Below are 26,198 nucleotides of genomic sequence, written 5' to 3' on the forward strand. Positions count from 1 at the left end.
GGCGGCACTTGGCCTTCGGGTTGAGCTATGACACTGTTTTGTTCAGAATGTCACATCAGCAATGCTGTCACCTCAGATTTCAGGAGCAGTGTCATGAATTTCAACGAATATCCGGATAGAGAGATGCTCTCGATCTCGGTGGCCAATCGTATTGCCGGGGATTTGAAAAATCATCTGCTGCGCAATGGGCGCGCGGCAATCGCCGTTGCGGGCGGCACCACGCCGGGTCCGATTTTTGACGACCTTTGCGCGGCTGAACTGGATTGGGGCAATGTCTGCGTCATGGCCTCGGACGAGCGCTGGGTACCAGAAGACAGCGATCGCTCCAACGCCAAGCTGATCCGCAACCGGTTGTTGACCAATCGCGCGGCTGAGGCGCAATTCCTGCCGTTTTATACAGACGGGCTGGAGCCGGATGACGCAATCGAGAGCCTGTCGGAAAAAGTGCGCGCGCAGGGTGGTCTTGCGGTTGCGCTCCTGGGCATGGGGACGGATATGCACACCGCCTCGCTGTTTCCCGGCGTTGCCGGGCTGGAGCACGCCCTGGCTGCTGATGCGCCCGAAGTCGCTGTGATGCGCCCAGATAGCCAACCCGAGGCGCGTATCACGCTCTCGGCGCATGTTCTGGATGCGGCAATGGCGAAACATCTGGTGATCTTTGGGGCAGATAAACGCGAGGCACTCGAGCGTGCACAGAGCCTGCCGCCGGAAGAGGCACCTATTCAGGCTGTTTTGTCAGAATGTCATGTCCACTGGGCTGAATAAGTCACGCCGCACCAAGGCGCGCGGAGGCGATCAGCTTGCCTCCGTTGCCCCATCCAATGTGACAAACTGTTGTCGCAGGCTTTCCGGGATCGGGTAGCCTGCGCTACCGTCTGAAGATCTGAACACCATTACGCCGACCATGCTGGCGCGCAAATCTCCAGACCAGATTTGCTGCTCCAGAATATACGATGTCCGTCTGAAGGACAGCACCCGTGCGGTGGTCACGTAAGTTTCCCCCAGAACCATCTCACGCACATAATGGATATCGGCATTGCGGACCACGTGACGCGGTTCATCACCGTTGAAATGATGGCGGAAATGGCTGTTGTAATAGTTCACCCGCAACGCTTCAAACCAGTCGAGGTAGGCCTTGTTGTTCACATGCTGCAGAATGTCGATTTCAGAGAAACGAACACGATCCGCCATGGCCATGGGCACGGCTGCGGGCAACCCTTGGGCAAGTTGTTCATCGGCGGTGAGCGGTGTGAGAAAGCGTGGTTCCATAAGATAGGGGACTACGGAGAACCATACAAAGGCGCAACCCATTTCAGCACAAATTCGACGCAGCGATCATGTGAAATTTTGTGGAGTGGAGCGGGTGAAGGGAATCGAACCCTCGTCGTCAGCTTGGGAAGCTGCTGCTCTACCATTGAGCTACACCCGCGACATGCGCTCAGTATCACTGTCTGCAGAACAACGGCAAGCGTTTTGAGCAGAGCTCGAGCAATTTTTCTGCCTTTATTCAGAGGAATACAAAGATCACTGAGGGGTGATGCGTCTACATGCCCGATGAGTGGCATGATCCGCGCAAAAGCACTTTACATTCTCGGGCGAGGCTGACAAATACGCTCTCACTGCGGGTGTGGCGGAATTGGTAGACGCACCAGATTTAGGTTCTGGCGCCGCAAGGCGTGGGGGTTCAAGTCCCTTCACCCGCACCACATTATTTTCAAACCAAAAATTGAGACCACCAGACAGGCCGCATCTTGTGGCGAATGCCGAATTTCAGCACCCTGATCCGCCGCTAACAAACGTTGAGCGTGAGCCTGCCGTATCGTGGCAGCAGCGGTATCAAAGCCGAAAAATGCCAGAGGATTTATGAGACCTGACATTTTGCCGCACACGACGGCGTCTCTCGGCCCTCAAGGCATTGCATCCGACTGACGCAGGCCCGGATCTGCGGCTATTTTTCGACATAGGTTCAAAAAAGTCTCGCGCTCTTCGGCATCTAAACTGCCAAGCATTTCGGCCTGACGCGCGAGCGCCTTGGCTTTGATTTCTTTTAGCAATTCAGCGCCCTTATCTGTGGCATAAAGAAGCTTTGCACGCGCATCGGTGCTCGATACTTCCTCCTCAACCAGATCGCGATCTATCAGCAGACGCACCACACGGCTGATCGAGTTCTGAGGCCGCGGAAACAGGTGCTGGATATCCTTGCTGCGCAATCCGGGAAACTCTGTAATCGCGTAGAGCGCTGACCATGCATGTACCGGCATTTGATACTCGCGCTCAATATGTCGGCTGGTGACCTGATTGTTGCTCAGCACGATATAGCTCACGGCCATAAGGTATCGCAAATCAGAGCTGAAAATCTGATCAAGCATTGCTGCGGCGGTTTCATTGCTGTCGTTATTCATTAATACCCCACGATACGCTCAAACGAAATTTTACCTTGCAAGATACATCCATATGGAACAATTGTGCCGCGCAAGTGGCCAACCACATGGCAAGTGGTCGTCCACACAGCACCATCGACACTAAAGGAATTTCGTTATGCCACAATTAGTTGCCTTTTCTCTACTGGTTTCCATCCTATACATAGGCGATGTATTGTCGACACGGACGAAGTCTTGGTTGCCTTCGGTTTTTGTCTGCGCCGTCTTGTTTCTGTTGGGCTATTGGACGTTCTTTCCCGCAGATATCGTTGCGATTGCAGGGTTCCAGACACCGATCGTATATCTGGCGATCTTCCTGCTTATCACCAATATGGGCACGCTGTTGTCGGTGCGCGAATTGGTGGGCCAATGGAAAACGGTTGTGGTGTCGCTCTCGGGGATCGCGGGCATCGTCGCACTGCTTTTCACCGTGGGTTTGTTGGTGCTGGACTGGGAAACCGTCGTCGTTGGTGCACCACCGCTGGTGGGCGGGGTGGTATCCTCGTTGATCATGTCACAAGCTGCGGCAGAGGCAGGGCTGACCAGCCTGTCGGTGCTGGCGATCCTGATTTATGTCATGCAGGGGTTCGTCGGCTACCCGCTTACGGCCATTATGCTGAAGCGCGAAGGAAACCATGTTCTGCGTCGCCACCGTGCCGGTGACTGGCAGGGGCAGGCGGATCAATCGGCGGTCCCGACTTCGGGTGAATCTGCGCCCGCACGTCTGTTTGCAAAACTGCCGGAGGCGTATAACACCTTCTATTTCAAGTTTCTGCGTTTGGGGCTGGTTGCTCTTCTTGCGTGGGGGACATCGCAAGCGGTGGCTCCGCTGTTCACCATCAGCCCCTTTGTGCTGTGCTTGATCTTTGGCGTCATTGCTACGTCGATCGGGTTTCTGGAACGGGAACCGCTGCGCTCTGCGAATGCGTTTGGTTTTACAATCTTGATCCTGATGGTGTTCATCTTCGACGGGCTTAAACGCGCCACCCCGGATATGCTCACTGAGTTGGCGGTGCCGATGTTTGCTCTGATCGCAATCGGCATTTTCGGGATGTATGTCTTCTCATTCATCGCTGGGAAGCTGGTCGGCGTCAGCCCGGCGATGGCCTTTGCCTGTTCACTGACGGCGCTTTATGGCTTTCCGGCGGATTACGTCATCACCAAAGAGGTCATAAACACGCTGACCGACGATCAGGACGAACGCGAATTGCTTACCGCCCATATGCTGCCGCCCATGCTGGTTGCAGGATTTGTGACGGTGACCATGGTTTCCGTTGTAATGGCGGGTATTTTTGTGGGACTTCTGTGATGAGTAAATTCGCAAACGCGGACCGCATCCAATCGATGATTGAGGGGCTTGATCAGTTCACGGCGACGCCGGGCGCGGGCACGACACGCTTCACCTTCAGTCCGGAATTCCGGCAGGCAAGCGATTATCTGCGTGCCAAAATGCAGGAGGCTGGCCTTGTGGTGCGCGAAGATGCGGTCGGCAATCTCTTCGGTCGATTGGAAGGGAGCAACACCCATCTCGAACCGATCCTTGTCGGCTCGCATTTTGACTCTGTCCCCAATGGCGGCAAGTTCGACGGTCCAGCTGGGGTTATCGCTGGTATTGAAGCGGCTTTCCTGTTTCAGGATCACGCCATCACGCCCCATCGCCCGATCGAAGTCATCGCCATGATCGAAGAGGAAGGCAGCCGTTTTGGCAGCGGTTTGATGGCGTCTCGCTTGCTGACGGGGAAGCTTAACACCAAGGAGCTGCCTCAGATCACAGATGGCGACGGCGTAAGTTTTACCCAAGCCATGCAAAACTACGGGCTTGATCCTGCGCAGCTCGATGAGGTGGTGTTGCCGGAAGGAGCAATCCACGCCTTCCTAGAGCTTCATATCGAGCAGGGACCAGTGTTGGAAACACATGAAGAAGACGTTGCAATCGTCGATCGCATCGTGTGTTTGACCCAGCTCCGAGTTCATATCTATGGAAATGCCGGACACGCGGGTACGACTCCAATGGCAGCGCGGCGCGATGCGCTGGTCGGTGCGGTTTCCGCTCTGTCTCAGCTGCCGGATCTTGCACATAAGATCGGTCAGGACGCGGTTCTGACTGTTGGGAAGCTTGAGGTAAAGCCCGGCGGCGCGAATGTTATTCCCGATGAAGTCGCGTTCACAGTCGATATTCGCGCGCCAAGCGAGGATGTCGTGCGGGAATTGGTGGACCAGACCAGATTGGTGATCGCCGCGGTGGAGGGCAACGGGCTGAGAGCCGAAGTGCAGGAGGATCTTTTTGCGCCGTCAATCATGCTCTCGACTGAGCTCCACGGGTGCCTCACGAAACATGCGGACCAGCTTGGCCTCAAGTCACGCACGATGGTCAGCGGTGCTGGTCATGATGCGATGATCATGGCGGATTACACGCCGACGGGTCTGATCTTTGTCCCCAGTCGCGCTGGCGTGTCCCATTCTCCTGATGAGTGGACGGATTATGACCAGCTTGCACGCGGTGTAGATGTGTTGTTTTCCACTCTTCGTGAAATGACAGAATAAACTGCCTCTCATTCTGAGATTTATTGATCTCATAAGGCTGTTCAAAGCGGGTAGGTAATAAGTATCCGCTTTGAACAACTTCCAAGAAACGAATTTCGAAACTGATTTCGGTTGGCGCGAATAAAGCCATAAAATTCACCTGCCTTTGAACAGAGGTTGTCGGGGTCCGTGCGCAGAGCTTTCTACGAAACACGTATGATCCGTAAACTTTCCAGAATAGAATAGGCTCTATGATATTTTGATCGCCGGGTTCATGGCTGGTTTCATGGAGCAAAAAATTGAGCAAGTTAAACGGCTTATACAAAGTTGACTTTATCACACCTGCTCTGAGAGGATTCGGAGTGGTCATCTTCGAACAGGGTCGTGCCCGTGGTGGCGATAGCATTGTGGCCTATAATGGCACTTACACTGAAACGGGTTCAGATATTGAGATTCAACTTGAGGCGTTTCGCCATTCTCACAAAAATGATCTCGCTCCTATTTTTGGCAAAGAACATGTCACTCTGACTGTAAATGCCAAATTACTCACCAAAGAGCGCATGGTCGGGACTGCATTCTGTGTGGATGCGCCAGATATTCCGATGAAGGTTGTTTTCACCAAACTTCGGGATTGATCTCTCAAACCACCCGGAACGCAAAACGCCTGCCGATATGCTATCGGCAGGCGTTTTTTGTCGTTTGCTCTGTGTCCGGAGCTTTATTTCTCGGGTATCAGACCGCGTGGGCTGAACCTCAGCACCAGCAACAGCACCAGTCCCATAGTAAAGAGACGCATATGTGCAGCGCTCTCCAACAGATGTGCGCGCAGGCCACTGTCTTCCGACATGCCAGAGGTCACCAATTCAATCAGCATGACGCCCATGGGTTCCACCTTGATCCAAAGGAACCAGACCAAAAGCCCACCAAGGACAGAGCCGAAGTTATTGCCGGAACCACCCACAATCACCATCACCCAGATCAGAAAGGTGAACCGGAGCGGGTTATAGGTGCCGGGGGTCAATTGGCTGTCGAGCGTGGTCATCATCGCACCGGCGACGCCACAGATGGCAGAGCCGAGGATGAAGATCTGCAGGTGCCGACGGGTGACATGTTTGCCCATTGCATTGGCCGCGACCTCATTGTCGCGGATGGCGCGCATCATCCGGCCCCATGGGCTCTTGAGCGCCATCTGCGCCATCCACAACAGCACCAGCAGGACCGCCGTGAACATGAGGGAGTAGCCAAGCTTGACATAAAGCGTTGAAGCCGTGGTGGCGTCCAGCCCCCAAGAGGCTGCCTTTTCCACAAAGGCGGGATCGCCTTGCAAATCAACCTCATAGGGCAGGGGACGCGGTAGTCCGACCACGTTTTTCACTCCGCGCGACAGCCAGTCCTCATTCTTGAGCACCGCAATGATGATCTCGGCAATCCCAAGCGTCGCAATTGCCAGATAATCCGAACGCAGACCAAGCGCGGTCTTGCCGATCATCCATGCAACACCCGCCGCCAGCAGACCACCCAGAGGCCAGGCCAGCAACACTGGCAGACCGAGACCGCCGATATTGCCTTCGAGCGCTGGGTTGATGCTCTCGACGGCGGCGACACCGGGGTCGAGCACCGCACGATAGATCACAAAGCCGATGATCAGGATCGCAAGCATTGCGACAGTCCGGGTCAGACCAGCGGCCAACTTTCGATAGGTATAGATTGCCGCCGCAATGGTTGCAGCCCCTAGAACCAGCGCCAGTAGAATGCGCTGACCACCAGCCTCCCACGCGCCCGGTGTGGGCGACATGGATGTCAACACCACGGCGAGACCACCAAGTGCGGTGAACCCCATAATGCCAACATTAAACAGCCCGGCAAAGCCCCACTGCAGGTTCACCCCGAGCGCCATGATGGCGGAGATCAATCCCATGTTGAGGATGGTCAGTGACGAGTTCCAAGATCCGGAAAAGACTCCGAACGCTGTTGTGGTTCCCTCCAGCAGCAGCAAAAGGCCGACGAAGGCGAACAGAAGCGTATGTTTCAACGTATCGCTCATACCGCTTTTCCTTTGAAGATGCCGGTGGGTTTGAACAGCAGCACAACAACAAGGATCGCAAAGGAGACCGCGAATTTGTAATCAGTGCTCAGAAGCTGCGCGAGCCCCTCTGGCTCAAGGCTTTCTGGCAGGATGTAACCACCTACTTTTTTCCACGCATAGGTGATCATGACTTCGCTCATGGCGATCACAAAACCACCGGCAATCGCGCCAAGTGGACTGCCAAGACCACCGACGATGGCGGCGGCAAAGATTGGCAGCAGCAGCTGGAAGTAAGTGAAGGGTTTGAAAGACTTATCAAGCCCATAGAGCGTGCCGGCAATCGTCGCCAGCGCCGCCACGATCAGCCATGTGATCATCACAACGCGCTCAGGGTTGATGCCCGACAACAGCGCCAGATCCTCATTGTCAGAATAGGCCCGCATGGATTTGCCGGTACGGGTTTTATTGAGGAACCAGAACAGCAGCGCCACGACGATGATCGCAGTGACCACCGTGATCCCTTGCGAGGTCTTGATGGCAAGACCCTCGTCCAATCCGGTCATTTTCTTGAACGTGCCTGCCTTGATGATGAAGCGCTCACCATCGCCAAAACGCTGATCACCAGGGCCAATAATGAACCGTACAAGACCGTTCATCATGAACATCACACCAAGTGACACCATCACGAAGACCACAGGCTTGGCCTTTTGTTCGCGGTAGAATTTGAACACGGCCTTATCGGTGACCAGCACCAGCGCCATGGTTGCCACGATGCCGATGGGCAGCGCCAGAAGCGCAGTTGGCAATGGGCCAGCAGAGATGCCCCAGGATTGGAACAACCAAGTGAACAGGATCACAACCATGGTGCCAAAGGCCATGGTGTCGCCATGGGCAAAGTTAGAAAACCGCAAGATCCCGTAGATCAGCGTCACGCCGAGCGCCCCGAGTGCCAACTGGCTGCCATAGGCGATGCCGGGGATGAGAACGAAGTTTGAAAGCGCCACGAAGGCGTTGAGGAAATCCATCTCTTAGCCTCCCAGGAAAGATTTGCGCACTTCGGGATCGGCCAAAAGCTCTTGCCCGGTGCCCGTATAGGCGTTTGCGCCCTGCACCAGAACATAGCCTTTGTCTGCGATTTCAAGCGCTTGTTTGGCGTTTTGCTCAACCATCAGGATCGGTAGCCCGGTGCGGGACACCTCGATGATGCGGTCAAACAGCTCATCCATCACGATAGGCGACACGCCAGCGGTCGGCTCATCGAGCATCAAAACCTTGGGTTTGGTCATCAGCGCGCGGCCCACGGCCACCTGCTGGCGCTGACCGCCCGACAGCTCTCCGGCCGCCTGATGGCGCTTGTCCTTCAGGATCGGAAACAGGTGATAGACCTGATCCATCGTGTCGGAAAAATCGTCAGTGCGGATGAAGGCGCCCATCTCAAGGTTTTCTTCGACCGTCATTGAGGTGAAGATATTGCTCGTTTGTGGAACAAAACCCATGCCCTTGATCACGCGTTCTTGCGGGCTGAGTGTGGTGATATCCTCACCGCCCAGACGCACCGCGCCAGATCGCACGTTCAGCATGCCAAATACGGCTTTCATCGCGGTGGATTTACCAGCGCCATTGGGGCCGACGATGACAGCGATCTCGCCGGGGTTCACGGCGATGGTGCAGTCATGCAGGATGTCCGGCCCTTTGCCATAGCCACCCGTCATGCTGTCACCAATCAAAAAGGGTTCGCTCATGCGTCAGCCCCTTGCAATTTATCTTTGTTTTTCAGACCCGTGCCGAGATAAGCTTCGATCACCTGATCGTTTGCCTTGATCTCATCCAGCGTGCCTTCGGCAAGTTTCTTGCCTTCGGCCATGACGATCACCGGGTCACACAGACGGCCGATGAATTCCATGTCATGCTCGATCACCACGAAGGTGTAGCCGCGCTCCTCGTTGAGGCGCTTGATGGCATCGGCAATAGTATAAAGCAGCGTCCGGTTTACACCTGCGCCTACCTCGTCAAGGAAGACGATCTTGGCGTCGACCATCATGGTGCGGCCAAGTTCCAGCAGCTTTTTCTGGCCGCCAGAGATTTCACCTGCCTTGAGGTCCGCAATATGGCTGATGGTGAGGAACTCCAGCACCTCATCCGCCTTGGCGCGCAGGGCGCGTTCCTCATCAGCGATGCGCTTGCGTCCGAACCATGTGTTCCACAGCGTCTCACCCGATTGATTGCCCGGAACCATCATCAGGTTCTCGCGGCAGGTCATCGAGGAGAACTCATGCGCGATCTGGAAGGTGCGCAGCAATCCTTTGTGGAACAGCTCATGCGGTGGCAGGCCCGTGATGTCCTCACCATCCATCAGGACTCGGCCTGACGTGGGAGGAAGAACCCCTGCCACCACGTTGAAAAGAGTGGTTTTTCCCGCACCGTTTGGTCCGATCAAACCAGTAATGGAGCCCTTGGCGATTTCCAGCGAAGCGCCGTCCACCGCGTGGAACCCGCCGAAGTGCTTATGCAAATCCTCGACGACGATCATGTCATGTAATCCCCTGCCGTCATATTTCGCGGCCCTTTTATTTGGAACAGCCCGAGGCACTTGCGGCTCCCGGGCTGATCAGATCTCTAATGTGCGAAGATGGCCCGCCTTAGCGGAATTTCACCGTCACGTTCTTTCCGTCCTGAACTTCGATCTCACGGAAGGAGCCTGCGCTCTCGCCGGGACCGATGAGGTTCACGCCGGTCGCGCCCTCATAGTCGATTTCACCGCCGTTGGCGAGAATTTCGAGCGCTTTGCCCAGCTCACCGGGGTTGATTTTCTCACCCGGGGCGTTGGCGACTTCGGTGATCTTGGAGACGTAATCTTTGGGATCAACCGAACCGGATGCCTGCATCGCGAGCAGGAAAAGTGCTGCCGCATCATAGGATTCCGGGGAATAAGCGGAGGTGCCGTCAAAGCCCAACTCAGAAGCCTTGCCCGCAAAGATTTCGGCACCTTCGCTGTCGGAACCTGCGATCTGACCAAAGGAGCCGTTGAGGTCCGAACCGACGTTTGTCGGCAGCGAATCACCGATCATGCCGTCGGGCAGGCCGAAGGTGTCGAATGCACCGGTATCGAGCGCACCCTGAATGATGCCCAAACCACCTTGATCCAGGTAGCCCGCAACCACAAGGATGTCGCCACCCGCAGATGCCAGCGCCGCGACCTCGGCAGAATAGTCACCTTTGCCATCTTCATGTGCGGTCACGATGGTCACTTCACCGCCAGCGGCTTCGAAGGACGACTGGATCGAATCCGCCAGACCCTTACCGTAGTCATTGTTGGTGTAGGTGATGGCGATGCTATCGACGCCGCGATCAGCAAGAATCGACGCCATGATCTCGCCCTGACGGGCGTCCGAGGGGGTGGTGCGGAAGAACAGACCGTTGTCTTCCATAGAGGTCAGACCCGGCGAGCTTGCGGAAGGAGAAATCATCACCATGCCGTTCGGGATCGCGACGTTTTGCAGGATCGCACCGGTCACACCGGAGCAGTCGCCACCCACGATGCCGCTTGCACCCTCAGCGATCAGCTTTTCGGCGTTTGCAGTAGCGAGACCGTTATCAATACATCCGGTATCTGCGCGCAGCGGCGTTACTGTTGCGCCATCGAACAGTTTGCCGGACTCGGAGACCTCGGACATGGCGAGTTCGGCGCCAGACGCCATGGTCGGTGCCAGAGATTCGATCGGGCCGGTGAAGCCAAACAGGATGCCGAGTTTGACTTCCTTGGGTTGGCCCTCTGCAAACGCGGTGCCAGCGCTCAATGCGATGGCTGCAGTCGCGGTCAGCAGTTTTTTCATTTGAAAACTCCCTTGTTGGAACAATGTTGTTCGAGAGGAACCCTATGCAAGCCCCGCAGGAAAGGGAAGAGCGATCAGACAGGCTTTTTGTTACGTTACATTGTCTGCGCTAACACCTCTGCATCAAAGGAGAAAGCCAATGCTACGACCCTTTGCCGTGATCGCGGCACTCACGTTTGGAGCCACCATCCTGCAGTCCATTTCCGCAATCGCAATGGAAAGCTCGCAAGGTGAACTGCGGGTTGAAAAAATGGCGGATGGCTTTGATGTTCCTTGGGCTTTTACCTTCCTGCCCGACGGTGCGATGCTGGTAACAGAACGAGCCGGGCAACTTTGGTACCTGAAAGGTGATAGGCGTCATCAGGTCAAAGGCGTGCCAAATGTTGCGGCTGACGGGCAGGGTGGTTTGCTCGACGTTGTGGCCGCGCGGGACTTTCCCCAAAGCCGGACTGTTTACCTGACTTTCTCACGCCCACAGGGACGCGGTGCCGGAACCGCTGTGGCGCGTGGGCGGCTTAGTTCCGATGCCACACGATTCGAGGATATCAAAGTGATATTTGAGGCCACACCCGGTGCGCGCGGGGGGCGTCATTTTGGCTCTCGCGTGCTCGAAGCGCAGGATGGCAGCCTGTTTGTAAGCCTCGGAGAGCGCGGCGACCGTCCCAGCGCGCAGGATCTGGCGCGCGAGCAAGGATCAATCATCCGCATTCTGCCGGATGGGCGTATTCCCAGTGATAATCCCTTTGTCGATGTTGCGGGCGCACGTCCTGCAATCTGGTCTTATGGCCATCGAAACCCGCAGGGCATGGCGATGGACGCGAAGGGCAATATCTGGGCGGTCGAACACGGTGCGAGAGGTGGCGATGAGGTGAACCGGATTGAGCGCGGTGCAAATTATGGCTGGCCGGTGATATCCTATGGCAGGCATTATTCCGGCCTCAAGATTGGCGAAGGCAGCGCCAAACCGGGCTTGCATCAGCCAGAATGGTATTGGGACCCTTCAATCGCGCCGTCTGGAATGTTGATCTATTCTGGCGCGCTGTGGCCAAAATGGCGTGGCGACATCTTTGTCGGATCGCTGAAGTTCGATTACATATCGAGGCTGTCCGGAACAAAGCTGCAGGAAGTAGAAAAGCTGCAATCCCCCGAGACAGGCCGTATACGTGACATCCGCGAAGCCCCGGATGGCGCGATCTGGTTCGCATCTGAGTATGAGGGGGCCCTTTACAGGATCACCCCAGAGTAGACGTCAGGTGATCTGACGCACACCTTTGCTGCCACGCTCGCGATAGGGCGTTGTGTCATAATGTGCCCGGTAACATTTGGAAAAATGCGACGGGGAGGCAAACCCGCAGGCCAGCGCCACGTTGATCACACTCATATCTGTCTGCATCAACAGGTTACGGGCCTTTTGCAGGCGCAGTTCCATGTAGTAGCGCTTGGGGCTGCGGTTCAGGTAGCGGCGAAACAGCCGTTCCAACTGACGGGTGGACATGCCGACATCCTCAGCAAGAACCGACGGGCTGATGGGCTCTTCGATGTTTTTCTCCATCATCTGGATCACCATCGAGAGTTTCGGATGGCGTACACCAATACGCGTAGGGATCGACAGTCGCTGGGTGTCCTGATCGGTCCGGATCGATGAATAGATCAGCTGATCCGCCACCAGATTTGCCAGTTCTTCGCCATGATCGTCGGCGATGATCTTCAGCATCAGATCGATCGAGGAGGTCCCACCCGCAGTCGACAGACGGTTGCCATCAATCACAAAGACCGATTTGGTCAGATCAACGTCCTCGAATTCTTCGGCAAAACTGTCAGAGTTCTCCCAGTGGATTGTCGCACGTTTCCCATCCAGCAAGCCCGCTTTGGCCAGCGTGTAGGACGCAGTACAAAGTCCGGCGATCGTCAGCCCCTTGCGCGCCTCGCGCCGAAGCCATGACAAAACCCGCTTCGAGGTCGCTTTCTGAACTTCGATCCCGCCACACACCATGATGGTGTCATCGCGCTGAAGCTCGGAAAAATCAGAATCCACCTGAAACACCGTCCCGGCAGAACAGGTGACGGTTTCGCCACCTTCACCGACGAGGTTCCACGAATAGAGCTCCCGCCCAGCCATCCGGTTGGCAATACGCAGCGATTCCATCGCAGCGGAGAAGCACAGCAATGTGAACTGATCCAGAAGGACAAACGTAAACCGGCGATGTTTACCGCCCGAAGTCAGTTCAGGAAGCGTCTCTGGCTTGGTTTGCATGGCTCGGGTCCTTACAAATCGGGTCTTTTTAGACGGAGCTGGGAAAGCCACGCGACACGGAGGCCGCGAATTCGGGAAACCTGCTCACAGGATAGCGTCCGGGTCAAGATGTGGAAATTCTAAACTGGCCACTGTTAGCGCTCTTATGTATACGCTTCTTTCGTAAATCACGGTTCCAAAGTCATTTTCGGAGTGAAAACCATGAGCAACTGGCAAAAATCGAACTGGCGCAGCAAGCCGCGGGTCCAGATGCCGGACTATACCGACCAGGATGCACTGCACTCTGTCGAAGCGCAGCTGGCCAAGTATCCGCCACTGGTTTTTGCAGGCGAAGCGCGCCGCCTGAAGGCGCAACTCGGCGCAGCCGGCCGGGGCGAGGCGTTCTTGCTTCAGGGCGGCGATTGTGCGGAAAGCTTTGAACAATTCAGCGCCGATGGCATTCGCGATACCTTTAAGGTGATGCTGCAGATGGCGATGGTTCTGACCTATGGCGCAAAGGTGCCGGTGGTCAAAGTTGGCCGTATGGCTGGTCAATTTGCCAAGCCACGTTCCGCCCCAACGGAGACCATCAATGGGGTCGAACTGCCGAGCTATCGTGGGGACATCATCAACGAGCTGGCTTTCACCCCCGAAGCGCGCATTCCCGACCCGAAGAAAATGCTGCAGGCCTACACGCAGGCTGCCGCAACGCTGAACCTGATCCGTGCCTTCTCTACCGGTGGGTATGCAGATGTGCATCAGGTCCACGCGTGGACGCTGGGTTTTACCGAAGGCGATAAAGCCGAAGCCTATCGTGACATGGCGAACCGGATCACCGATACGCTTGATTTCATGAAAGCGGCAGGGGTGACCAAGGACAACGCGCACACGCTGCAGACGGTGGAATATTACACCAGCCACGAGGGCTTGTTGCTCGAATATGAAGAAGCGCTGACCCGTCTTGATTCCACCTCTGGAAAATGGCTGGCGGGATCTGGTCACATGATCTGGATCGGTGACCGTACGCGCCAACCCGATGGCGCGCATGTCGAATTCTGCAGTGGGGTGCTGAATCCGATTGGTCTGAAATGCGGTCCAACCACCACAGCCGACGACCTCAAGGTATTGATGCAAAAGCTCAATCCTGAGAACGAAGAAGGCAAGCTGACCCTGATCGCACGTTTTGGCGCAGGCAAAGTTGCAGATCATCTGCCCCGGCTTGTACAAGCGGTAAAGGACGAGGGTGCCAAGGTTACTTGGGTCTGTGATCCGATGCACGGCAACACGATCAAATCCGCAAGCGGCTACAAAACGCGCCCGTTTGAATCGGTGCTGCGTGAGGTGCGTGACTTCTTTGGCGTTCATCAGGCCGAGGGCACAATTCCGGGCGGTGTTCATTTTGAAATGACCGGTCAGGACGTAACCGAATGCACAGGTGGCGTACGCGAGGTGACCGACGAAGATCTCAGCGATCGGTATCATACAGCCTGTGATCCGCGTCTGAATGCCGATCAATCTCTGGAACTGGCGTTCCTTGTGGCGGAAGAGCTGTCACGTCTTCGGACGCCTGACGATTCTCGCGCCGCGATCTAACGCGCGCAGGCTTTCCTTCAAACTCAACGGCTCGCATTTTTTGCGGGCCGTTTTTTTGTGACCGTTCTCGATTTGCGTCATACTCAAAAAAGAACACCCGGAACGCGTTCTGCGTCCGGGCGTCAATGCTTCAACGTCTATGTCCAGTAGGTTGAAACTTAAGCTAATTCTCGGTGCTTTCGATTCGAATTTTAGTAATCAGTCCCGCGAAACCACAAGGCGCAGGTGTGGTGCGCCATTCTTGAGCTTGCCACCGCGAGGCGGGCGCGACACCAGTTTTTCGGCTTCTGTCGTCGAGACGGTTTCCAGCGCGACCGGCGCGGGTTTTGCGTCCGAGCGAGAGGGCGAGCGCGTGGATTTCAACGCATCCTTGTTTTCGCGGCGGGCGCGATCCAACAAAGAACGGGCCTCATCCATCAAGCTGGTGGATTTACGCTCAAAAGTTGAACGCGGTTCACCAAAGCCGTCCGTTTGCGGCGTTTTATTGGTCAAATCACGCTGTGACATGTCCTGCAGGTGCGGATCGGACACCCGAGGCGTCGCTTTGAACTCCGGAGCAGCCTTCGATTGCTCGTTTTTGGTGATTTTGCGAATCTCACAATTGTCGACGAGGAAGCGCTGCGAAACGCGGCTTGCCCCGCCTTCGGAAACCATCACACCCAGCGCGCGGCTTACATCGCCCAGATCACTGCGCAGTGGCAGCAGGATCATCTTGGCAGTGCGGCTACCGCGAAGGCGTGTTGCCTCAGTGTGCAGATCAAACTCCAGAATGGAGGGATCGTCGAACATATGTTCCAGCGCGGCGCTGACGGTCTTGCGTGACTCGGCGGTGAAGAATGCGGTCAGAGGCATGCCGCGAACTTCCATTCCGGCCAGTTCGTTGACCTTCTGACCAGCAAGACGGAAACGTGCGATCCCCGGTGCAACGCGCTCCAGAATGAAAGTCTGGCTGAGGATATTTTCCAGACCACGCGGATCAACCTGCGAGCGGCTGGGAATGTCGTCGCCACGACGCAGAGCAGTCCAATAAGCCTCGGCCTGACGCAGAGGCGACACGTTTGAGCGTGTGCGAAAGCGATCCATTGCTACCACTTTATCCAACCCTGTCTTCTTGTCTGCGCCGTCGTGACCGCGAAAAATCATTATCTTGTCCTCTGCATCCGGTTCCAGCATCGAAACTTGGCAAGAGGCCCATGCCCAAGTGTTAACGCCGAAGTGGTTACCTTGGAGTTAACATGACACAATCTGAATAAAGTTTGGACCAATAGTTTAATCAATGGTTAACACTTTGGTATAGGCGGTCTCTGCCTTTGCAGTGTGCGGGCATACGCCCGGCCATTGACCCCGCTCTGTGCCACTGTATTCAGGATGCAGGAGGGTCACAGATGACTTTGCATTCGATGACGGGATTTGCCTCCGGGCAGGGCGCGGAGGGCGCATATACATGGGTCTGGGATATCAGGTCTGTAAACGCCAAGGGGCTGGACGTGCGCGTCCGGGTTCCAGATTGGCTAGAAGGCCTTGAAAACGAAATAAAAACCCGCGCGTCCAAAAAACTTGGTCGCGGCAATGTGACTGTTGGTCTGCGCCTTGGCCGCGCGGAGGATTGCAAGGGGCAACTCCATATCAACGCGGCTGCGATGGAGGCGATGCTGGCCGCCATTGCTGCCACACAAGCACAGGCGGCGCAGGTGGGATTGCAACTCGCTCCGGTGCGCGCGACCGATATCCTTCAGATGCGCGGGGTATTGGAACAGGCCACAGCGGAGAATGAATCCGAACATCTGGTTAAGCGGCTCCTATCCGAATTCGACTCACTTTTGGCCGACTTTATTAACATGCGTGCGAGTGAAGGTGCGGCTCTGCACGCGGTGCTGACAGAGCAGCTCTCGCGGATTGAGGCCCTGACCGATGCCGCAGCCCAGCGCGCAGCGGATCGAGAGGTCCAGATCAAAGAAACGCTCCAAGCCAATCTCGCGCGCGTGATGAGCAACAGCGACGGCGCAGATGCGGATCGCGTGGCCCAAGAACTCGCATTGATCGCAGTAAAAGCCGACGTGACCGAAGAACTCGACCGGCTGGTGGCCCATGTGGCTGCCGCGCGAAAACTGATCGGGCAGGGCGGTCTGGTGGGACGCAAGCTCGACTTTCTGATGCAGGAATTCAACCGCGAGGCCAACACACTCTGTTCAAAGGCGCAGAACGCGGCCTTGACCGAGGTGGGATTGGAACTCAAAACCGTGATCGACCAGATGCGCGAGCAGGTTCAAAACATAGAATAAGGAGAGCACCCTCATTATGGCACACTCAAAAGCACAGCGACGGGGCCTTCTCATTATCCTGTCTTCTCCCTCCGGTGCGGGGAAATCAACATTGGCCAAGCGGCTGCGGGCCTGGGACAGCGACATCAGCTTTTCGGTGTCGGCCACCACACGGCAGCCGCGCCCCGGTGAGGTCGACGGGCAGGACTATCACTTTGTGTCGGTGGATTCGTTCAAACATGACGTGGCAGATGGCGAGATGCTGGAACATGCGCATGTGTTCGGTAATTTCTACGGCTCACCCAAGGGGCCGGTGCAGAAGGCCATCAATGAAGGCCGCGATGTGCTATTCGACATTGACTGGCAGGGCGCGCAGCAGATCACCAATTCGGATCTCGGCAAACACACGCTGTCGATCTTCTTGTTGCCGCCCTCCATCACCGAACTGCGTCGTCGCCTGGAAAGCCGGGGGCAGGATGATGCCGAGACCATCCAACGCCGCATGCAAAAGAGCTGGGACGAGATCTCGCACTGGGGCTCCTACGATCATGTGCTGATCAACGAGGATCTTGATGAGACCGAAGAGGCACTGAAGACGATCATCACGGCCACCCGCCTGCGCCGCATTCAACAGCCTTCGCTGATCGAACACGCCCGCACCCTGCAACAGGAATTTGAGGATCTGTCATGAGCATCTACGCGCTTGGTGAACACCGCCCGCAAATCCACGCAGATACCTGGGTTGCCCCGGATGCCAATCTGATTGGCAAAGTTGTGCTGGAAGAGGGGGCCTCGGTCTGGTTCGGCGTCACCATCCGCGCCGATCACGAGGAAATCCGCATCGGGCGTGGCTCCAATGTGCAGGAAAACGTGGTCATGCATATCGACGCAGGCTATCCGCTGACCATCGGCGAAAACTGCACCATTGGCCATAAGGTCATGCTGCATGGTTGCACCATTGGCGAGAACTCCCTGATCGGGATGGGGGCGACCATCCTGAACGGCGCCAAGATTGGCAAAAACTGTCTGATCGGGGCGGGCGCGCTGATTACGGAGAACAAGGAAATTCCTGATAATTCTCTGGTCATGGGCGCACCGGGTAAGGTGGTGCGCGAGGTGGATGCCGCCCTCGTCGCCAATTTGACCGCCAGCGCCGTGCACTATCAGGAAAACATGCGCCGTTTCAAAGCGGAGCTGAAGGAGATTTGACCGTGAAGAATTCCCGCCCCTCCGTGATCCGCCCGCATGGTCTGCTTGAGAGTGCAAGCCATCCTGTGGTGACTCCGCTCAGCCCCTCGGTGGTCTATGCGTCCGAAACCCCGGATGCGCTGGACGATCAATATGAGGGCCGCGTGCATGGCTATACCTATTCCCGTGAGGGGCATCCCAACGCCGATGTGATCGCGCGGCGGCTTGATGACATGGAGGGCACAACCGGGGGCGTTGTGACCGGCTCCGGTATGGCGGCAGTCTCCGCAGTACTCATGGGGCTGTTGCAGACAGGTGATCATGTCATCGGTGGCGATCAGCTTTATGGGCGTTCGCTGCGGCTGATGAAAGAAGACCTGCCGCGTCTGGGGATCAACACGTCTCTGGCCAATCCCGGCGACGTCGATGCAATCCGCGCCGCGATCCGCCCAGAGACCAAGCTCATTCTGGTGGAGGCGGTGTCGAACCCAACGCTTGCGGTGGCCGACATCGACGGAATCGCCGCGCTGTGCCGGGAACACGGCATTCTGCTGGCGGTGGACAACACCTTTACCACGCCTCGCGCGTTCAAACCGTTTGAGCATGGCGCGGATATTGTCATCCACTCCGTCACCAAACTGCTTGCGGGCCACTCCGACGTGATGCTGGGTTATGTGGTGGCCAAGGACCCCGCGCTCAATGATCGGATGCGGGTGTTTTCCGTCACCACCGGTATGACGCCGAGCCCGTTTGATTGCTGGTTGGCAGAGCGGGGGCTGTTGTCCTTTGATCTGCGTTTTGACCGCGCCGAGGCCACGGCAGCGCGTCTGGCCGATCACATCGCTGGGCTGCCGGGGGTGAAGCGCGTCATTTACCCGACGCGCCAGGACCACCCGGATCATGCCCGCGCGCAGGCGCTATTGAAGGGCAAGGGCTGCAACATGGTGAGCTTTGAACTCGACGGCGGTCGCGAGGCGGCCAATGCGTTTACCCGCGGGGCCGAAGGGCTGTCCTTTGCGCCGACGCTTGGGGATGTGGGCACCACGCTCTCGCACCCGGCCTCTTCGTCACACCGCGCCCTCACTCCGGAATATCGCGCAGCACTTGGTCTGCACGAGGGGTTCTTTCGCGTGTCGGTCGGGCTGGAAGACCCAGACACGCTTTGCGCGATCTTTGAGGCAGCAATCAACTCTGCCATGTCATAGTTACATTCAAACCCTAAGAAGGCCGTCACGACGCAATGACGAGGCAAAAAATCATGTCGCAAGAGCTGATCGACGGGCTGCTGGCCGCGTTTCCGATGCCTGCCGTTCTGATCGATCAGACTGAGCGTTTGATTGCGGCAAATGTCGAAGGCGCAACCCTGCTTGGCCCTCAGGTGATCGGGCGCCATTTTGCCACCATCCTGAGGCAACCCAATGTGACCGCCGCAATCGAGTCCTGTCTGTTGGATCGCAAACCGCGCACGGCGCGGCATCTGTCCAATGACGGCGCGCAAGATACCACCTTTGAGGTCACATTGCGCTATGTTCCCGGCGTTGGAGCGGTCAATGGCGGTGCGGTGCTGATCTGTTTTGACGACATCACAGATCGCGAGCACGCCAGCCAGATGCGTCGTGATTTTGTCGCCAACGTCAGCCATGAGCTGCGCACGCCTCTGACTGCATTGATGGGCTTCATTGAAACGCTGCGCGGCGCGGCCCGTGACGACGCCAATGCGCGGGATCGTTTCCTTGAAATCATGGAAGGCGAAGCCAGCCGCATGAACCGGCTGGTCGGCGATCTTTTGTCGCTGAACCGGGTTGAGAGCGAAGAGCGTGTGCGCCCCAAAGAGCGTATAGATCTGGTGGCGTATCTTAGCTCTACCATCAAATCACTCGGTCCCATCGCAGAGAGCGGTGGTCGCAACCTCACTCTGGACGCGCCAGATATGCCGATTGAAATTCCGGCGGACCCCGACCAGATTCAGCAGGTTTTCACCAATCTCATCGAGAATGCGCTGAAATACGGTGGTGAGAATGTCACTGTCTCTCTTACGGCGCTGGATCGCGATCCGGCGCTCAGATGTCCTGCGGTGCGGGTACAGGTGATAGATGATGGCCCCGGTATTGATCCAGTGCACCTGCCACGCCTGACGGAGCGGTTTTACCGCGCCGACAACCACCGCTCGCGCGAGCTGGGCGGGACGGGGCTTGGGCTTGCGATTGTGAAACACATCATCAATCGCCACCGCGGACGCTTGCGGGTCGAAAGCGATCTGGGAAAAGGCGCGACCTTCACGGTCATCTTGCCGCAATAAACCTGTCGCGACCTCGATCACGCCCACTTCACATGCCCCAAGAGGGCAAATCTGCCATTTTGTGACAATGGGTTAATCAATCAGATCGCGTGCACGACGCACGTAATACGTGTTTCATTCAACATTGCCGGGCGGCGGACCAAGTGTTTCGGTTTTTTTTCACTTCAGGGCTGCGGTTGTCATACAGCTGTTACACAGCTGTCACAAAAGCCACATCTGAGCCTTCTAGGAGGGGCTCAAGATCATCTTGGGGGTGATCGTAAACTTCTTAAACTCATGGAGACTTCAATGTCCTTTGTGAAACTGACCGCATCCACCCTGGCCATCGCCGCCGTATCGGCCACCGCAGCTGCTGCGCGTGATCAGGTGCAGGTCGCAGGCTCCTCCACCGTTCTGCCTTATGCTTCGATCGTTGCGGAAGCCTTTGGCGAGAACTTTGACTTCCCGACACCGGTTGTCGAATCCGGCGGCTCCTCTGCTGGCCTTAAGCGTTTCTGCGAAGGCGTTGGTGAGAACACCATCGACGTTGCAAACGCCTCCCGCGCGATCAAAGAAAAAGAGATCAAGGCCTGTGCCGAAGCTGGCGTGACCGACATCATCGAAGTCCGCATCGGCTATGATGGCATCGTGTTCGCCTCCGACATCAACGGCAACGGGTTCGAATTCACCCCGACCGATTGGTTCCTGGCACTGTCCGACAAAGTTTCCGTTGACAGCAAGCTGGTCGACAACCCGAACAAAACCTGGGCTGACGTGAACGGCGACTTCCCGGCACAGGCCATTCAGGCGTTCATCCCCGGCACCAAGCACGGCACCCGTGAAGTGTTCGAAGAAAAAGTGATCCTCGCAGGCTGCGAAGAAACCGGCGCGTTTGAGCTGTTCAAAGAAGCCAATGGCGGCGACGAGAAAGCAGCTGAGAAAGCCTGTATCGCTCTGCGCACCGACGGCGTGTCTGTGGATATCGACGGCGACTACACCGAGACCCTCGCACGTATCGAATCCAACAAAGACGGCATCGGCGTCTTTGGTCTGGCCTTCTACGAGAACAACACCGACAAGCTGCAAGTCGCAACCATGTCCGGTATCGTTCCCTCCACCGAGTCGATCGCAACTGGCGAATACCCGGTCTCCCGCCCGCTGTTCTTCTACGTGAAGAAAGCCCACATCGGCGTGATCCCCGGCCTGAAAGAATATGCTGAGTTCTTCGTCTCTGATGAAGTTGCAGGCCCCGACGGCCCGCTCTCCGAGTACGGCCTTGTTGCTGACCCGGAACTGGCAAAAACTCAGGAAGCTGTTGCTTCTGAAGCAACCATGGGCGGCAACTCCTAAGAGCCCCGCGCACGGTTAAACCAGGCCGGGGCGGATCATACGTCCCGGCCTTTCGTATCAAAAGCAAACCTGTTTCCCCTTAATTTGCACCGTCAAACGGAGCTCTTGATGCCCACCTTCTGGCTTGTCCTCGCCCTGATCGCACTGTCGGTCGCCGGTTTCTTCCTCGGCCGCAATCGCGCTCTGGTTTCCGCTGGCGGAAACTCCAAGGACCTTCACTCGCTGCCCTCTTACTACGGGCACAACGTGGCGCTCTCGGCCTTGGTGCCAGCGCTCGCACTTCTTGCAATTTGGTTGCTGGTGCAGCCAATGATCATTGATCAGCGGGTATCAAGTATGATCCCCGAAGAAACAATTTCTGAAGGGTCCACCATTGGCCTCGTTATGAGTGACGTGCGTCGGGTCGCCGAAGGGCTTGATCTGGCGGTGGCCGAAGGGGCAATGACCCAAGAACAGGCCCGCAATCTGCGCAGTGAGTTTTCTGATGTGCGCGGACGTCTGGGCGAAATCGGCGTGGCCCTTGGCGCGGATGTGCGCCCCGAAGTGCTGCGCGCCGCTCAAACCTACCGGACCCTTTCGAACACCGGCAATATTGCAATGACCGTGATGGTTGCCTTGGTCGCGCTGGGTGGGTTTGGCTGGTCTTATGGCCGCACACACAAGGATTTTCGTGCCCGCAATGTGGTCGAGCAAGGCATTCTGGCGCTGCTGATCCTTGCAGCCTCGCTCGCGATCCTGACCACCATTGGTATTGTGTTGTCGATGCTGTTTGAGACACGCAACTTCTTCTCGCTGCATTCCTGGACCGACTTCTTCTTTGGCGGCACATGGGCACCAAACTTCCGCGGCGACTCGGATCTGTCGATCCTGCCGCTTCTGTGGGGTACACTCTATATTTCAGTGATCGCATTGCTGGTCGCTGTTCCAATCGGTCTGTTTGCAGCGATCTATCTCAGCGAATACGCCAGCAAAACAACGCGCTCTTTTGCAAAACCACTTCTGGAGATCCTCGCCGGTATCCCGACCATTGTTTATGGCCTCTTTGCGCTTCTGACTGTCGGTCCAGCACTTGTGCGGTTCTTTGGTCAGGGCGAAAACGGCATCCTTGGGGTCGAGTGGATGAGTGGCGCAACCTCTGTTCTGACCGCAGGCGTGGTGATGGGCATCATGCTCATTCCCTTCGTGTCGTCGCTTTCGGATGACATCATCAACGCGGTGCCTCAGGCGATGCGCGACGGCTCTCTGGGTCTGGGCGCAACCAGATCCGAGACCGTTCGTCAGGTGGTCATGCCCGCAGCGCTTCCTGGTATTGTCGGTGCCGTCCTGCTGGCCGCCTCACGCGCGATTGGCGAGACCATGATTGTGGTTATGGGGGCAGGGGCGATTGCGAAATTCTCGCTCAACCCGCTGGACTCCATGACAACAATCACCACCCGGATCGTCAGCCAGCTGACGGGTGATACTGACTTTGCCAGCCCCGAAACGCTGGTCGCCTTTGCCCTTGGTCTGACTCTCTTTGTGCTGACCCTCGGCCTTAATGTTCTCGCGCTCTATATCGTGCGCAAATATCGGGAGCAGTACGACTGATGACCGATCATAGCCAAACTCCCGCCTCCGGAGACGTCCCTATGCCTCGCAAACATGGCAACTCCCTGCTCGAACTGACGGATCGCACCAAGCGCCGCAACGCCGCCGAGGCCCGGTTCAAGGCCTATGGCATCGCGGCCATTGCGGTCGGCCTGTTGATGCTGGTGGTTCTTGTGACGACCATCTTCAGCAAAGGCTTAGGCGCCTTCCAGCAGACTTTCATCACGCTTCAGGTGGAGCTTTTGGAAGAGAAACTCGACAAAAACGGCAACCGCGATCTGGACGACATCAAGAAGGTCACCACCTTCGGATATGCCCCGATCATCCGCAACGCCGTAGAGACGAAAGTGACCGAGCTGGGTGTCGAAACACCGCTCAAGGGCAAAGACATGGCTGGGCTTCTGTCCAAGGACGCCGCAGCAACCTTGCGCGAATTTGTCATCGCCAACCCCGACGAGATCGGCAAAACGGTCGAATTCCGCTTCCTCGCTCAGAGCCGCGTTGACGGTTATCTGAAAGGGCGCGTGAGCCGTGATAGTATTGAGAACGACAAGAACATCTCTGCCGAGCAACTCGATCTGGTGGATGCGCTTGTCGCAGCGGATGTGATCGAGAAGACCTTCAATCTCGACTTTATTCTCGGCGCGGATGCATCGGACGCGCGCCCCGAAGCCGCAGGCATGGGGGTCTCCATGCTGGGCTCGCTCTTTATGATGTTTGTGGTGCTGGCGCTGGCATTGCCTATTGGTGTGGCGGCCTCGATCTACCTGGAGGAGTTCGCACCGCAGAACTGGCTCACCGACATCATCGAAGTGAATATCTCAAACCTCGCGGCGGTTCCGTCGATTGTGTTTGGTATTCTGGGGCTTGCGGTCTTTATCAACTACATGCACCTGCCGACCTCTGCGCCGCTGGTGGGGGGGCTGGTTCTGACCTTGATGACGCTGCCGACCATCATCATCTCTACCCGCGCGTCGCTGAAGGCGGTTCCGCCGTCTATCCGTGATGCCGCGCTTGGTGTTGGTGCGTCCAAAATGCAGGCGGTGTTTCACCATGTCCTGCCGTTGGCCGCACCGGGCATTCTGACCGGAACCATCATCGGTCTGGCGCAAGCGCTTGGCGAAACCGCACCGCTTCTGCTGATCGGCATGGTGGGCTTCATCGCCTCAAACGCACCGGATAGCATTGCCTCAGGCCTGCTTTCACCCAATTCTGCCATGCCCGCGCAGATCTATGAGTGGGCCAAGCGCGCTGACCCGGCGTTTTACGAACGTGCCTGGGGCGGTATCATCATTCTGCTGGTCTTCCTGATCACCATGAACACACTGGCCGTGATCTTGCGCCGCCGATTTGAACGCCGCTGGTAAGAGGGGGCACTACAATGAACGATATGACAGCAATGGATAGCACCGTGGAAACCCAACGTACCAAGATCGCAGCCAATAGCGTCAACGTCTATTACGGCGACAGCCATGCCATCAAAGACGTCAACGTCGAGATCGAGGACAAGACCGTCACCGCCTTTATCGGCCCATCGGGCTGCGGCAAGTCGACGTTTCTGCGCTGCTTGAACCGTATGAACGACACGATTGATATCTGCCGCGTGACGGGCGATATCCTGCTGGAAGGCGAAGACATCTACGACAAGCGCGTCGACCCGGTTCAACTGCGCGCTCAGGTCGGTATGGTCTTTCAAAAGCCAAACCCGTTCCCGAAGTCGATTTATGACAACGTGGCCTACGGCCCGCGCATTCACGGCCTTGCAAAGAACAAGGCGGAATTGGATGAAATCGTTGAGAAATCTCTGCGTCGCGGCGCGATCTGGGATGAGGTCAAAGACCGTCTTCATTCCCCCGGAACAGGTCTTTCTGGGGGGCAGCAGCAGCGCCTGTGTATCGCACGCGCCGTTGCCACCGAACCTGAGGTTCTGCTGATGGACGAGCCCTGTTCCGCGCTTGACCCAATCGCCACCGCCCAGGTCGAAGAACTGATCGACGAGCTGCGCGAAAACTACTCGGTCGTGATTGTGACGCACTCCATGCAACAGGCCGCCCGTGTGAGCCAGAAGACCGCGTTCTTCCACCTCGGCAACCTTGTGGAGTTCGGCCCAACTGGTCAGATCTTTACCAACCCAGAAGATCCGCGCACCGAAAGCTACATCACTGGCCGTATCGGCTAAGTTGGAGAAATATCAAATGGTTGAACAACATATTGCATCTGCATTCGACCGCGATCTAGAGGCCATTCAGGCCCGGATCATGAAGATGGGCGGCCTTGTTGAGGCAGCCATCATGGAAGGCGCTCGCGCACTTGAGGCCCGCGATGAAGAACTCGCAGCAAAAGTGGTCAAAGACGATGCGGCGATCGACGGCCTTGAGGAACTGATCAACGAGGATGCAGCGCGTGTCATCGCCATTCGTGCGCCCGCCGCGGTTGATTTGCGCGTGGTACTGAGCGTTATCAAAATCTCGGGCCATCTGGAGCGTGTCGGTGACTACGCCAAGAACATGGCAAAACGCACCGGCGTTCTGGCCCAAAGCCCGGCCGTTGCCGACAGCGCAGCAGCCCTGCGCCGGATGGCGCGCGAGGTCGAGCTGATGCTCAAGGATGCGCTCGATAGCTACATCCAGCGCGACGATGAATTGGCCCGCGACGTGATTGATCGTGACCGCGATGTGGACCAGATGTATAACGCTCTGTTCCGGGAATTCCTGACCCATATGATGGAAGATCCGCGTAACATTACATCCTGTATGCATTTGCATTTTATTGCAAAAAACATCGAACGCATGGGCGACCATGTCACCGCGATTGCCGAGCAGGTTGTCTATCTGGTGACCGGCAACAAACCCGAAGAAGAGCGTGCTAAAGCCGACACCACGTCGGTCACGACGCAGGAGATCTAA

Annotated in this window: 25 protein-coding genes and 2 tRNA genes; 17 read left to right on the forward strand and 10 right to left on the reverse strand. The window is 56.8% G+C overall.

What is annotated here, in order from left to right:
• Nucleotides 1-93: 93 nt before the first annotated feature.
• Nucleotides 94-765 (forward strand): 6-phosphogluconolactonase, encoded by a 672-nt coding sequence (gene pgl, locus UB90_RS13745; protein ID WP_065324073.1) that lies wholly within the window; start codon nt 94-96, stop codon nt 763-765.
• A gap of 30 nt (nt 766-795) precedes the next feature.
• On the opposite strand, the gene UB90_RS13750 is transcribed toward pgl, so the two are convergent.
• Both UB90_RS13750 and UB90_RS13755 read right to left on the reverse strand, forming a co-directional pair.
• Nucleotides 796-1,269, reverse strand: a complete 474-nt coding sequence (locus UB90_RS13750; protein WP_065324113.1) for an acyl-CoA thioesterase — start codon at nt 1,267-1,269, stop codon at nt 796-798.
• Between the two features lie 86 nt (nt 1,270-1,355).
• Nucleotides 1,356-1,429 (reverse strand) — tRNA-Gly (locus UB90_RS13755).
• Nucleotides 1,430-1,621: 192 nt separating this feature from the next.
• On the opposite strand from UB90_RS13755, the gene UB90_RS13760 reads away from it, so the two are divergent.
• Nucleotides 1,622-1,706, forward strand: a tRNA-Leu gene (locus UB90_RS13760).
• A 201-nt stretch (nt 1,707-1,907) separates the two neighbouring features.
• Here UB90_RS13760 and UB90_RS13765 read toward each other — a convergent pair.
• Nucleotides 1,908-2,402 (reverse strand): MarR family winged helix-turn-helix transcriptional regulator, encoded by a 495-nt coding sequence (locus tag UB90_RS13765; protein WP_065324072.1) that lies wholly within the window; start codon nt 2,400-2,402, stop codon nt 1,908-1,910.
• A 193-nt stretch (nt 2,403-2,595) separates the two neighbouring features.
• Between UB90_RS13765 and UB90_RS13770 the strand changes: the two genes are divergently transcribed.
• The 3 genes from UB90_RS13770 to UB90_RS13780 all read left to right on the forward strand — a co-directional run bounded on the left by UB90_RS13770 (nt 2,596) and on the right by UB90_RS13780 (nt 5,578).
• Entirely contained in the window at nt 2,596-3,729 is a 1,134-nt protein-coding gene (locus UB90_RS13770; protein ID WP_227512028.1) for a hypothetical protein, read from the forward strand.
• Complete coding sequence (locus UB90_RS13775) at nt 3,729-4,964, forward strand: Zn-dependent hydrolase (protein WP_065324070.1); 1,236 nt, start codon at nt 3,729-3,731, stop codon at nt 4,962-4,964. Before UB90_RS13770 ends, UB90_RS13775 begins: the two co-directional genes overlap by 1 nt.
• 278 nt (nt 4,965-5,242) lie before the next feature.
• Nucleotides 5,243-5,578 carry a hypothetical protein gene (locus tag UB90_RS13780; RefSeq protein WP_074712568.1) on the forward strand — a complete coding sequence of 112 codons (336 nt, stop codon included), beginning with the start codon at nt 5,243-5,245 and terminating at the stop codon, nt 5,576-5,578.
• An 83-nt stretch (nt 5,579-5,661) separates the two neighbouring features.
• Here UB90_RS13780 and UB90_RS13785 read toward each other — a convergent pair whose 3' ends face one another.
• The 5 genes from UB90_RS13785 to UB90_RS13805 form a co-directional block, all read right to left on the reverse strand.
• Entirely contained in the window at nt 5,662-6,987 is a 1,326-nt protein-coding gene (locus UB90_RS13785; RefSeq protein WP_065324068.1) for a branched-chain amino acid ABC transporter permease, read from the reverse strand.
• Complete coding sequence (locus UB90_RS13790) at nt 6,984-7,994, reverse strand: branched-chain amino acid ABC transporter permease (RefSeq protein ID WP_005615646.1); 1,011 nt, start codon at nt 7,992-7,994, stop codon at nt 6,984-6,986. The genes UB90_RS13785 and UB90_RS13790 overlap by 4 nt, the downstream gene beginning before the upstream one ends.
• Nucleotides 7,995-7,997: 3 nt before the next feature.
• Nucleotides 7,998-8,711 (reverse strand): ABC transporter ATP-binding protein, encoded by a 714-nt coding sequence (locus UB90_RS13795; protein ID WP_065324067.1) that lies wholly within the window; start codon nt 8,709-8,711, stop codon nt 7,998-8,000.
• Complete coding sequence (locus UB90_RS23305) at nt 8,708-9,499, reverse strand: ABC transporter ATP-binding protein (protein ID WP_005615641.1); 792 nt, start codon at nt 9,497-9,499, stop codon at nt 8,708-8,710. Before UB90_RS23305 ends, UB90_RS13795 begins: the two co-directional genes overlap by 4 nt.
• Before the next feature lie 109 nt (nt 9,500-9,608).
• The gene (locus UB90_RS13805; protein WP_009176219.1) at nt 9,609-10,802 is read right to left on the reverse strand and encodes an ABC transporter substrate-binding protein; all 1,194 of its coding nucleotides are present in this window, start codon (nt 10,800-10,802) and stop codon (nt 9,609-9,611) included.
• A 139-nt stretch (nt 10,803-10,941) separates the two neighbouring features.
• Between UB90_RS13805 and UB90_RS13810 the strand changes: the two genes are divergently transcribed.
• Nucleotides 10,942-12,048, forward strand: coding sequence for a PQQ-dependent sugar dehydrogenase (locus tag UB90_RS13810; RefSeq protein ID WP_065324066.1), 1,107 nt, complete (start codon nt 10,942-10,944; stop codon nt 12,046-12,048).
• Between the two features lie 3 nt (nt 12,049-12,051).
• Here UB90_RS13810 and UB90_RS13815 read toward each other — a convergent pair whose 3' ends face one another.
• On the reverse strand, nt 12,052-13,056 hold the full coding sequence (locus UB90_RS13815; protein ID WP_065324065.1) for a GlxA family transcriptional regulator: 1,005 nt from the start codon (nt 13,054-13,056) through the stop codon (nt 12,052-12,054).
• A gap of 201 nt (nt 13,057-13,257) precedes the next feature.
• On the opposite strand from UB90_RS13815, the gene UB90_RS13820 reads away from it, so the two are divergent.
• Nucleotides 13,258-14,628 (forward strand): class II 3-deoxy-7-phosphoheptulonate synthase, encoded by a 1,371-nt coding sequence (locus UB90_RS13820; RefSeq protein WP_009176907.1) that lies wholly within the window; start codon nt 13,258-13,260, stop codon nt 14,626-14,628.
• Between the two features lie 198 nt (nt 14,629-14,826).
• On the opposite strand, the gene UB90_RS13825 is transcribed toward UB90_RS13820, so the two are convergent.
• Nucleotides 14,827-15,771 (reverse strand): PAS domain-containing protein, encoded by a 945-nt coding sequence (locus UB90_RS13825; protein ID WP_065324112.1) that lies wholly within the window; start codon nt 15,769-15,771, stop codon nt 14,827-14,829.
• A 242-nt stretch (nt 15,772-16,013) separates the two neighbouring features.
• Between UB90_RS13825 and UB90_RS13830 the strand changes: the two genes are divergently transcribed.
• The 10 genes from UB90_RS13830 to phoU all read left to right on the forward strand — a co-directional run bounded on the left by UB90_RS13830 (nt 16,014) and on the right by phoU (nt 26,198).
• Entirely contained in the window at nt 16,014-16,910 is an 897-nt protein-coding gene (locus tag UB90_RS13830) for a YicC/YloC family endoribonuclease (RefSeq protein WP_065324064.1), read from the forward strand.
• 16 nt (nt 16,911-16,926) lie between these two features.
• On the forward strand, nt 16,927-17,580 hold the full coding sequence (gene gmk / locus UB90_RS13835; RefSeq protein WP_005615620.1) for a guanylate kinase: 654 nt from the start codon (nt 16,927-16,929) through the stop codon (nt 17,578-17,580).
• Entirely contained in the window at nt 17,577-18,098 is a 522-nt protein-coding gene (locus tag UB90_RS13840) for a gamma carbonic anhydrase family protein (protein ID WP_065324063.1), read from the forward strand. Before gmk ends, UB90_RS13840 begins: the two co-directional genes overlap by 4 nt.
• Before the next feature lie 2 nt (nt 18,099-18,100).
• On the forward strand, nt 18,101-19,282 hold the full coding sequence (locus UB90_RS13845) for a trans-sulfuration enzyme family protein (protein WP_065324062.1): 1,182 nt from the start codon (nt 18,101-18,103) through the stop codon (nt 19,280-19,282).
• A gap of 53 nt (nt 19,283-19,335) precedes the next feature.
• Nucleotides 19,336-20,376 carry a sensor histidine kinase gene (locus UB90_RS13850; protein ID WP_065324061.1) on the forward strand — a complete coding sequence of 347 codons (1,041 nt, stop codon included), beginning with the start codon at nt 19,336-19,338 and terminating at the stop codon, nt 20,374-20,376.
• A gap of 288 nt (nt 20,377-20,664) precedes the next feature.
• The gene (locus tag UB90_RS13855) at nt 20,665-21,705 is read left to right on the forward strand and encodes a substrate-binding domain-containing protein (RefSeq protein WP_065324060.1); all 1,041 of its coding nucleotides are present in this window, start codon (nt 20,665-20,667) and stop codon (nt 21,703-21,705) included.
• Between the two features lie 108 nt (nt 21,706-21,813).
• Nucleotides 21,814-23,292, forward strand: coding sequence for a phosphate ABC transporter permease subunit PstC (gene pstC, locus UB90_RS13860; RefSeq protein WP_065324059.1), 1,479 nt, complete (start codon nt 21,814-21,816; stop codon nt 23,290-23,292).
• Nucleotides 23,292-24,659 carry a phosphate ABC transporter permease PstA gene (gene pstA / locus UB90_RS13865; protein WP_065324058.1) on the forward strand — a complete coding sequence of 456 codons (1,368 nt, stop codon included), beginning with the start codon at nt 23,292-23,294 and terminating at the stop codon, nt 24,657-24,659. The genes pstC and pstA overlap by 1 nt, the downstream gene beginning before the upstream one ends.
• Nucleotides 24,660-24,673: 14 nt before the next feature.
• A complete protein-coding gene (pstB, locus tag UB90_RS13870; RefSeq protein WP_065324057.1) occupies nt 24,674-25,471 on the forward strand; it encodes a phosphate ABC transporter ATP-binding protein PstB in 798 nt (265 codons plus the stop codon).
• 16 nt (nt 25,472-25,487) lie between these two features.
• Nucleotides 25,488-26,198: a phosphate signaling complex protein PhoU gene (phoU, locus tag UB90_RS13875; protein ID WP_005615600.1), complete on the forward strand. Its 711-nt coding sequence runs from the start codon at nt 25,488-25,490 to the stop codon at nt 26,196-26,198.

It is taken from the genome of Tritonibacter mobilis, assembly GCF_001681715.1.
Taxonomy (GTDB): Bacteria; Pseudomonadota; Alphaproteobacteria; order Rhodobacterales; family Rhodobacteraceae; genus Epibacterium; species Epibacterium mobile.